7 protein-coding genes are annotated in these 9,056 nt (G+C 49.5%); 1 reads left to right on the top strand and 6 read right to left on the bottom strand.

The window, feature by feature from the left end:
* From SOI44_RS00760 to SOI44_RS00750, 3 genes are all read right to left on the bottom strand, one after another.
* The coding region (locus SOI44_RS00760) for a transposase (protein ID WP_331347341.1) at window positions 1-919 on the bottom strand (919 nt) is incomplete at its 3' end.
* A 95-nt stretch (window positions 920-1,014) separates the two neighbouring features.
* The gene (locus SOI44_RS00755) at window positions 1,015-3,267 is read right to left on the bottom strand and encodes a hydratase (RefSeq protein WP_331347340.1); all 2,253 of its coding nucleotides are present in this window, start codon (window positions 3,265-3,267) and stop codon (window positions 1,015-1,017) included.
* Window positions 3,264-4,268, bottom strand: a complete 1,005-nt coding sequence (locus tag SOI44_RS00750) for an isocitrate/isopropylmalate dehydrogenase family protein (RefSeq protein ID WP_331347339.1) — start codon at window positions 4,266-4,268, stop codon at window positions 3,264-3,266. Before SOI44_RS00750 ends, SOI44_RS00755 begins: the two co-directional genes overlap by 4 nt.
* Before the next feature lie 119 nt (window positions 4,269-4,387).
* Between SOI44_RS00750 and SOI44_RS00745 the strand changes: the two genes are divergently transcribed.
* Window positions 4,388-5,761: a citrate synthase gene (locus SOI44_RS00745; RefSeq protein ID WP_331347338.1), complete on the top strand. Its 1,374-nt coding sequence runs from the start codon at window positions 4,388-4,390 to the stop codon at window positions 5,759-5,761.
* Between the two features lie 86 nt (window positions 5,762-5,847).
* On the opposite strand, the gene SOI44_RS00740 is transcribed toward SOI44_RS00745, so the two are convergent.
* From SOI44_RS00740 to SOI44_RS00730, 3 genes are read right to left on the bottom strand one after another with little or no spacing between them, the layout of a single operon-like run.
* A complete protein-coding gene (locus SOI44_RS00740) occupies window positions 5,848-7,215 on the bottom strand; it encodes an aminopeptidase (protein ID WP_331347337.1) in 1,368 nt (455 codons plus the stop codon).
* Window positions 7,212-7,751, bottom strand: coding sequence for a GNAT family N-acetyltransferase (locus tag SOI44_RS00735; protein WP_331347336.1), 540 nt, complete (start codon window positions 7,749-7,751; stop codon window positions 7,212-7,214). The genes SOI44_RS00740 and SOI44_RS00735 overlap by 4 nt, the downstream gene beginning before the upstream one ends.
* Window positions 7,748-9,025: an amidohydrolase family protein gene (locus tag SOI44_RS00730; protein ID WP_331347335.1), complete on the bottom strand. Its 1,278-nt coding sequence runs from the start codon at window positions 9,023-9,025 to the stop codon at window positions 7,748-7,750. Before SOI44_RS00730 ends, SOI44_RS00735 begins: the two co-directional genes overlap by 4 nt.
* Window positions 9,026-9,056 lie beyond the last annotated feature (31 nt).

Raw genomic sequence — 9,056 nt, 5'->3', positions numbered from 1 at the left:
AGTTTTTGACCAGATGGAAATGGTCATAGACAATATCCAGCCAATCGCAACGTTCCTTAAAAGCTTCTTCAAAGTCACTGTTCATATCACAGGCCACGGCCTTCACGTTCTTCATCCAGTCGATGCCGATCCAGTCAATAAAGTCATATACAGCCTGTTTCTTCTTGCCATAGGCAAGGTACAGCACATGTCCGCTCTTCATGTCCATGATCAATGTGGCGTATTTATGGCCTTTATGAAGAAGGAATTCATCAATGCCAAGATACTCCGCGTATTCTGAAGGCTTCTTCAATTCCTTGCCTTCACCATTAACGGTATACAATTCCTGAAGACGCTTCTTATCGATCTCCTTGACTGTATTCTTGCTTAAACCGGTAATGATGGATATTTCCTTCATTGTCAGTCCAAAGCGAAGCAGATCGCATGTATAGTTCTCAAGAGCAGCTGTAATCAGATGCCCCTGAGCCTTGAAATCTACTGGTTCTGTATAAGTGCTGACCGGACAGTTCTTATTCTGGCAGAGTACTCTCTGCTTGGATACAACGATATGGGTATAGGTACCTCCCATAGGAATGTGCTTCAAGTCAACCTCGGATGTGCCGTTATACACCATTTCCTGACCACAGCAGCTGCAGTAGATCGGCTGTCCGTTAAGATGATTCATCTTTCCCTTAAAGAAGTATTCAGTGACTTTGCGTTTGGCAGGTCGGGATGATGTACCCACAGAGACTTCTTTAATGGCCGTTTCAGGCATGCCAACCTGGGTAAAGGAAGGCAGACCGGATGAGAATGTTAAAATGCCACTCTGGAGCTGTACATCAGAAAGCGAATCAATCAGATCATGGGCATCAGCTCGAAGATCTTCTGATCTTGTATCAAGCAATTCTTCCTGAATAAGCGGCTGTGTGTTAACATTCATATGGATCTCCTATTTTGTATGTTTGGGCACACACAATTATACGAGATCCTTTTTTGTATTCGTACTATATCTCTGCCCCACAGGGCTTCATCATATCAACACGTTTTGGGATTGAGCCGTTTTTCATGAAGACTGCGGTAGTAGTTGATCAAACAGCCATCTGCCAGGATTTCCCTTTCATCTTCACTGAGATCACCAGTTGTAAGATGCAGCGGCTGTACTTTGCCATCCTGATATACCCATGCTTTGTATGGCAGATCCTGCAGCAGTGCTTCACGGACATTTGTGATCAATACCCAGCTTCCTTTCGGCAGCTGCTCTCCTTCTTCTGTTAAAAACGGAATCATGCCCCAGTTGATGCAGTTGGAACGATAGCGCTTGGTTGCATACTCTCTGGCAAAGTTGGCAGCACCGCCCAATACTCTCTGACAGGAGGCAGCCTGTTCACGGGCAGAGCCATCTCCCGGCTTTCTGGCATAGATGGCAGAGCCAATGCTCAACTGTGCCGGATCTGTATGGATACCGTTTTGAGCAAAGGCAGAAAGCACCATCTGGATCTCTGGTGCCGATACATCATCTCTGATCTGCCTGATCTGTTTTGCCTGATCGACATAGTCAGGATCACGTCTAGACAGTGTGAACTGGGCAAGACGTTCCGGATTGGAGCGGAAAGATGATGTTTCACCGCTGGGAATGAGCTCATCGGTTGTGGTAACCGGATCATCCAGGTGGCTGACAACTTTGACAAGCAGGCTGTCTTTCAATGACGGCTGTTCCGGCCAGTCTTTGATGTTTGGTCCAAAGCGCAGCTTGTATGCAGGATCTGCTTTCTGCCAGCCGTTGTAGACACGTTTTGTATAGATGGAGCCATCAAATACATATGGCTGAATCACAGGTGCAGATGAAACTTCTTCATCCGCTGCACTCAGGATACCCTGGTGCACTGCGGTTGCGGCAATGGAGCGGGCATCCATCAGGCCAACAGAGGCAATCTGTCCTTCCGTTGGCTTGGAACCTTCGCGGTTCGGGAAGTTGCGGGTTGTATGGCGGATCGAGAATTCACCATTGGCTGGTGTCTCACCGGCACCGAAACATGGTCCGCAGAAGGCCTCACGGAAGATGCCGCCGGCGGTAATGATCTTGTCCACGGCACCATTTTCAACCAGTCCCTTATAGACCGGCATGGAATCCGGATAGACAGAAAGACGGAATTCTCCGCAGCCGGTATCATGGCCGGCCAGAATCTCAGTAGCTTCATAGATGTTTTCATAGGTACCGCCGGAACAGCCGGCAATGATGCCCTGATCCACATGGATTCTGCCCTGCTCATCAATATGAGACACCAGATCCATCTTCACGCCGCCATTGAGCTGCTTGTTGGCACGGTCCTGTGCTTCCTGCAGATATTTGTAAGGATCGCGTTTAAGTTCTTTGATCGGCAGTGCATAGGATGGATGCATCGGCAGTGCAATCATGGACTGCAATTCGCTTAGATCTATATCAATGCAGCGCTGGTAGTATGCGCCCTCTTCGATGCGCAATGGTGCATAGGCATCCGGCCGGCCATGCCTTGCAAAGTAATCTGCCGTTTTATCGTCGGTTTCCCAGATCGAAGACAGGCAGGTTGTTTCTGTGGTCATGACATCGATGCCATTGCGGAATTCCTGTGATAAAGAAGTAATGCCGGGTCCGGCAAATTCCATGACTCTGTTTTTGACAAAGCCATTGGCATACACAGCCCCGCAGATTGCCAGAGCAGCGTCATGCGGGCCGATGCCTGGCTTTACTTTGCCATGGACATAGACAAGCACCACTTCCGGCATCTTCAGTTCATAGCGGCAGTTGACAAGCTGTCTGGCCAGTTCACCGCCGCCCTCGCCGATGCCCATCGTGCCAAGGGCACCATATCTTGTATGGGAATCAGATCCCAGGATCATCCTGCCGCAGGCTGTCATCATCTCACGGTTATAGCTGTGAATGACTGCCATTCCCGGCGGTACATAGATGCCGCCGTACTTATGGGCAGCAGATAAAGCAAACTGGTGGTCATCCTCATTGATGGTTCCCCCGACTGCACACAGTGTGTTGTGGCAGTTGGTCAGTACATACGGCATCGGGAAGCTCTTCATGCCGGAGGCACGGGCTGTCTGAATGATGCCGACGTAGGTAATATCATGGGATGTCAGCGAATCAAAGCGGATGTGCAGCAGTGATGGATCTTCATGATCATCATGGGCATGCAGAATACGGGCGGCAATTGTCTTATCCGCTGCGGCTTTAAGATCCTGCGGCTGTTTGATCACCGGCTTTCCATTTTCAATGACAACTCCCTTGTCAATCAGTTTCATTTTTCACTCTCAATCCTTTCTGCAAGTGCTCTGGTAAAGGCTTTTGTACCAGCATTGCCGCCCAGATCCTTTGTACGGTATGTGCCTTCTTCCAGCAGATCTGTCATCGCCTTGTTCAAAAGATCTGCTTTATCCTGCATGCCGACATCTTCCAGCAGCATTCCCAGCGCCATCAGGATGGCACAGGGATTGGCAAGATCCTTACCGGCGATATCCGGTGCAGAGCCATGGACGGCTTCATAGACTCTGACTGTATCAGAAATATTGGCACTTGGGGCAAAGCCAAGACCGCCGACAAGACCGGCACACAGGTCACTGATGATATCGCCATACAGATTCTCACTGACGACCACATCAAACTGGGATGGATCTGTGACAACCTTCATGCAGAAGGCATCGACGATCACATCGTTGGCTTCAATATCCGGATAGTCCTTTGCGGCTGTATAGAATGCCTCGCGGAACATACCGTCGGTCAGCTTCATGATGTTTGCCTTATGTACACATGTCACCTTATGGCGGTGATGGCTGCGGGCATATTCAAAGGCAAAGCGGGCAATACGCTGTGATCCTTCTCTGGTAATCACCTTGATGCCATGGGCAGTATCCGCATCATACATATATTCAATGCCGCGGTACAGATCTTCTGTATTTTCACGGACAATCACCAGGTCTACATTGTTATATCTTGTCTTTACACCAGGCATGTTATGGACAGGACGCAGATTGGCATAAGCAGAAAAATGCTGGCGGATCTGCACATTGATCGAGCGGAATCCAGTGCCGATCGGCGTTGCCGTCGGTCCTTTCAGGGCATAGCCAGCTTTTTCGATGGCATCATACAGGCCATCCTGCATCAGCTTTCCACTATGCTGATAATAATCTGCACCTGCCAGATAGGTTTCAAAAACGATGCCTGTCTGCAGGGCATCTGAAACCGTCTGCACACTCTGTGCAATCTCAGGTCCAATCCCGTCACCGGGAATCAAAATGACTTTCATTACCGTCACCCTCGCTTTTCTTTGTTTATCTTACTCTCTTTTCACGTGTTACAGGAATTTTCATGCTCTTGACGCAATCTTTTTCTGAAATAAAATGTAATAAATGGGGAGGGCGAAAAATGATCTATCCAAATACACCTGCTTTGACAGATGAACAATTAAAGATCCTGTGTGATGCCTATCGGAAAGCAAATTTTATTGATCCTGAGATGTCCGAAAAACTTGGCGTCAAACGTGGACTGCGCAATGCGGACGGCACCGGCGTACTGGCCGGACTGACCAATATCTGCGATGTACAGGGCTATACAAGGGATTCGGATGGAAATATCGTCCCGCAGAACGGCCGGTTGATCTACCGCGGCATTGATCTGAATGATATTGTCAATGAAGCTGTCAGAAGTGACCGCTTCATGTTTGAAGAAGTACTGTGGCTGCTGCTGCTTGGCACCCTGCCGACAAAGAAAGAACTCGCATTCTTCCAGCACCTGCTGGAAAGCCACCGGGAACTGCCGGATGGCTTTGCGGAAATGATGATCATGAGTGCGCCGTCTCCCAATATCATGAATAAGATGGCACGCAGTGTGCTGGCCATGTATGCCTATGATAAAAATGCCGAAGATACCTCACTGGAGAATATTGTCCGCCAGTCGATCAATCTGATTGCTGAACTGCCAATCATGATGGTCTATGCCTATCAGGCGTTCCGCCATGTCTATCTGCACCAGTCTATGTATTTTCATTATCCCCGCAGTGGTCAGTCTACGGCAGAGCACATTCTGTCCACCTACCGTGCCGATCAGCAGTTTACCCATGAAGAAGCACGCCTGCTGGATCTGTGCCTGATCTGCCATGCGGATCATGGCGGCGGCAACAATTCCACCTTTACTGACCGGGTTGTCTCCAGTACGCTGACAGACACCTACAGTGCCATTGCGGCGGCCATTGGTGCCCTGAAAGGACCGCGCCATGGCGGTGCCAATCTGCGGGTGATGAAGCAGCTGGATCAACTGCTGTCAGCAGGCGTAGATCCAGGCAGTGATGCCAGTGTCAAAGAGGCTTTGAAGAAGATTCTGCATCGTGAAGCCGGTGATGGCAGCGGTCTGATCTATGGCATCGGCCATGCCGTCTATACCCTTTCCGATCCCCGTGCTCAGATTTTAAAGAAATACAGCGGCCATCTGGCTGGTGTTTCCGGGCATCAGAAGGAATATGACATGCTTTGCATGATTGAAAAGCTGGCTCCGGAAGTCATGCAGGAAGAAAAAGGAAAGTCCATGCATACATGTGCCAATGTTGACTTGTATTCCGGTCTGATCTACCGGATGCTTGGCATTGATGAAGTGCTGTATACACCGATCTTTGCTTTAGCAAGAGTTGGCGGCTGGTGTGCCCACCGGATGGAGGAAGTTGAATTTGCCAACCGCATTATCCGTCCTGCTTATAAGTATGTTGGTCCTGCCCATCAGGACTACAAGAGCCTGGATGAAAGATAAGAAAACGGCATTGTGTAACAGCAATGCTTTTTTCATGCAAAAAGCCGCCGTGGGAATCCCACAGCGGCCCTGTTACAGCTGATGAATCAATCCATGTCCTTCAGGAATGCCTGATAGGCACGGTATGCCTCATAGACATCTGCCTTGGAAACAATCTCTGCCGGAGAATGCATGTTTTCAACGGCAATGCCGGCATCAACAACATCCATGTTCAGATTGGCAAGGATATAGGCGATTGTTCCGCCGCCGCCCTTGTCAACAGCACCAAGCTCGCATGTCTGGAACATCACCTGATTGTCATCCATCACTCTGCGCACTTTGGCAAAGTATTCGGCATTGGCATCATTGGAGCCTGACTTGCCGCGGGCACCGGTATATTTGTTGTAGCAGATACCCTGCCCCAGGAAAGCTGCGTTCTTCATGTCAAAGACAGATTCATACAGAGGATCGACGGCAGCACTGACGTCGCTTGACAGCATGCGGCTGTTCTGCAGCGCATCATTGAGATCCACAATCCGTGTATCTCCCTGCAGGTCCAGCATTCTGGCGGTAACATCCTCAAAGAAGCGGGACTGCATGCCGGTTGCACCAACCGAGCCGATTTCTTCCTTGTCGACAAGAATGCAGCAGGAAGTACGCTCAGGTACCTCTTTTTCATCCAGAACGGCACGCAGGGATGTATAAGCACATACTTTGTCATCATGGCCATAGCCCATGATCATGGAGCGGTCAAAGCCAAAGTCACGTGCTTCCCCTGCCGGTACACATTCCAGTTCTGCAGACAGGAAGTCATCTTCCTCGATGTCATACTTTTCTTTCAGCAAAGACAGGATGTTTGCCTTGACGGCATCCTCTTTTTCATCCTTTTTGGCTATGGAGCCCACCAGCAGATCGAGGTTTTCACCTTCCACTGCTTCGGCAGCTGTCTTTTTCATCTGCTCAGCAGCCAGATGGACCAGGATTTCCGTCACACCGATGACCGGATCCTTGGGATCTTCACCAATCACAACCGGCACAACAGTGCCATCTTTCTTACAGACAACACCATGCAGGGCCATCGGCCGGCATGTCCACTGGTATTTCTTGATACCGCCATAGTAATGGGTATCGAGCAGTGCCAGGCCATCCTTTTCATATAATGGCTTCTGTTTGATATCCAGGCGCGGTGAATCAATGTGGGCACCCAGAATATTCATGCCGGCTTTGACAGGCTGTCTGCCCATCACAAACAGCATGATATTCTTGCCGCGGTTGATCTCATATACCTTCATGCCGGCTTTCAGTTCTCTGACTTCTTTCAGCGGCACAAAGCCAGCTGCTTTGGCCAGCTTTTCACTTTCACTTGTAAATTCACGTTCCGTTTTGGCACGGCTGAGAAACTGGCGGTAATCCTCATTGAAGGATGTCAGATTCTCCTTTTCTGTGTCATTCAATTTGTCCCAGACTGTTTTCATTTTCCTTCCCTCTCTTTTTTATACTGTATTGCACATGGTGCACCTTCAGCTGCACGCAGTGTCTTCATATAATACGTGATGCCAAGCCACTTGCCGTTTTTATAGCCGGTATTTTCCAGTCTGCCCTTGCGTACAAACCCACACTTTTCATGAAGATGCTCTGATGCGGTATTGCCAGAAGTCACAATCGAAACGATCTGGTAATACCCTTCCTGCTGTGCTTCCTGCAGGATGGCATCCATCAGCAGTGTGCCAAGGCCATGTCCTCTTTCTTCATGGTCCAGATAGATGGAAAGATCAGCGGTCCAGTCATAGGCTGCCCGGGGATTGAACGTGCCAAGATAGGCATAGCCTTTGATCACGCCATCCTCTTCCATCACAATCCACGGATAGCGGCTGGTGATGGCTTCCACGCGCTGTGTAAAAGCTTCTAATGTCAATTCTTCTGTTTCAAACGTGATATTTGTATGCAGGATATACCAGTTGTAAATATCAAGTACAGCCGGGATATCTTCCTTCTGGATTGGTCTGATCATCTTCTGTATACCTCTTCACCATTGACAACCGTCATCATCACTCTGCCTTCATCCACCACATAAAAGTCGGCAGGATCTGCTTCTTTCAGGCTGCCTGTAAAGCCAAGCCGTTTCTGCGTGTTGCCGCTTAGAAAGCTGCTGTAAGACAGCACAGGTGCAAATGGCTGATCAGAGCCATAGAAGAGACTGCTTGCACGTTCCGGCAGAAAACCGCTGATGCCAAGAACAATCTTTGCTTTCTGGATTCTGGCCAGCTGAGCAGCCGATGGTGCACGATGAACAAGAATGGCATCCTGCAGCGGGTTGTCTGGATACATTTCCTCTTTCAGCACATCCAGGGCCTGATCAATGCCCCCGGAAGATGCTGCATCAAACCAGACGGGTGTATTGAAGCGGTTTGCCATCTGTACATACAGCTGCACAGTGGCATCGTCATAGCGAAGTTCTTTGTCAGACACATCATCCAGTTTCAGCAGTAAAGCGCCGATCTTAAAGAAATCATTGCCGACATCATAGCTGTATCCTTCATCCAGAAAAGATGCGAAATCTTCGATCTGACAGAACGAAACAAGTTCTGATACCCGGATCTTCATTTTCTGCTGGTAGGAAAGCTGTTCATAGGCAGTCAGGATATCCTGATAGGACTCATTGGTAGACAGAAAATCCTCACTGCCGGCGGCGGTAATGCCCTGGGCCGACGCAAGCTCCATGCCCTTCAGCAGCCATGTTTTGATTTCTTCTGTATCCGGTGCCGGCATGGCCTGACGGACCAGATCAACACCTGTCTGTCTGACAATGCCCTTTTCGGCATCGATACTGCCGGATTCCACTTTTGTATTTTCATCAATAGCACATGCATGCAAAGCAGCGCTGTTGAGCGCCATAACCTGTCCGTCTTTGCTTAAAACAACCGCCGGCCTGTCTTTGACAGCTTCATCCAGAACGGTGCGGCTGAGGGTTTCGCTATTGCCATCCCAGTTGACACCATACAGCCATGCCTGGCTGCGGGGTGCATTGGCAAGCCGGTCAGCGGCACCGGCAGAGCAGTCAACACTGAGGGCATTGCGGCCCATCTGCAGCAGGTGTACATGCCCGTCTGCTTTTCCCGGTAAAACTTCCAGGCCATGCAGATCAACATGTTCATCCGCATTGGCAAGTGCTTCCTGCATGCGGGCATCCTGCGCGGAGCCAATGGCAAGAATCTTTCCATCTTCGACAAGGAATGCCATGTTTTTCTGATCTTTGATACAGCAGTTTGTGTAGCCTGTACGCATAGATTACCTCCTGAAACAAAAGCGGGGCTTC

Origin of the sequence: Lactimicrobium sp., from assembly GCF_036453465.1 — a bacterium.
Lineage (GTDB): Bacteria > Bacillota_I > Bacilli_A > Erysipelotrichales > Erysipelotrichaceae > Bulleidia.
Note: the sequence above shows the minus strand (reverse complement) of the source record. Positions and strands in the feature narration are given on the sequence as shown.